The sequence below is a fragment of the Enterococcus villorum genome (assembly GCF_007990225.1).
GTDB lineage: Bacteria > Bacillota > Bacilli > Lactobacillales > Enterococcaceae > Enterococcus_B > Enterococcus_B villorum.
Genome location: NZ_BJWF01000099.1, coordinates 1 through 761 on the forward strand (window position 1 = coordinate 1; position 761 = coordinate 761).

At 37.1% G+C, this 761-nt stretch carries 2 protein-coding genes; both read left to right on the forward strand.

Features of this window, described 5'->3' with window-relative positions; genetic code table 11:
- The coding region (locus tag EVI01_RS13820; protein WP_186808785.1) for a hypothetical protein at positions 1–237 on the forward strand (237 nt) is incomplete at its 5' end.
- 20 nt (positions 238–257) lie between these two features.
- A complete protein-coding gene (locus EVI01_RS13825; RefSeq protein ID WP_025480673.1) occupies positions 258–509 on the forward strand; it encodes an LPXTG cell wall anchor domain-containing protein in 252 nt (83 codons plus the stop codon).
- Positions 510–761: the final 252 nt, after the last annotated feature.

Below are 761 nucleotides of genomic sequence, written 5' to 3' on the forward strand. Positions count from 1 at the left end.
CCGACACAAGTACAAGTGAAAGCAGCACGGACACAAGTACAGGTGAAAGCAGCACGGACACAAGTACAAGTGAAAGTAGTACGGACACAAAAAACACAAGTGAAAGCAGCACGGACACCACAACAAGTGAAAGCAGCACGGACACCACAACAAGTGAAAGCAGCACGGACACCAGTGAAAGTAATACCGATGGCGTACCAGCTTCACATAGCGGGAATGGTTCAGAGCCAGATATAAGTGTTGATTATGATGGTAGTATGAACAGTACGCCAAGAGATATCATTTCTGGTAATATAAATGGTGTAGGGACAAATAGTAGTGTGACGAATACTTCGATAGAGGAAAACCAAAACAATGATCCTAATCAGATGAATCGTCACAACAAAAATACTAAAGTACTTCCACAAACAAATAGTGTTTCCAACAGATGGTTAGCAATGGTTGGTGCTAGCATCATCGTTTTAGTATTTCTTGTCGCTTTTATTAAAAAAACAAAGAAGAATAAATAAAAAATAAGTTTTTCCTAGTTAAAAGCATCCCAAAAGTTAGAGTAAAAATCTAATGAATGGGATGCTTTTTTGAGAGAATAAAAAATTGTAGAGGATAAAGTGAATGAAAGTTTTTTTAGAATAAGTTCAATGTTCTATGTATTAATAGCGTGATACTCACCACTTCACAAAATCCATAATTTTATAATCAAGTAGCAGAAGCAATTGCAAGTATAGTTGACACTCCCACGACTTAAGTCGCAAGCCTCATCT

What these genes read in the sequence shown, in the direction of transcription:
- EVI01_RS13825 (WP_025480673.1), top strand. Translation starts at nt 258, where the DNA reads ATGAACAGTACGCCAAGAGATATCATTTCTGGTAATATAAATGGTGTA.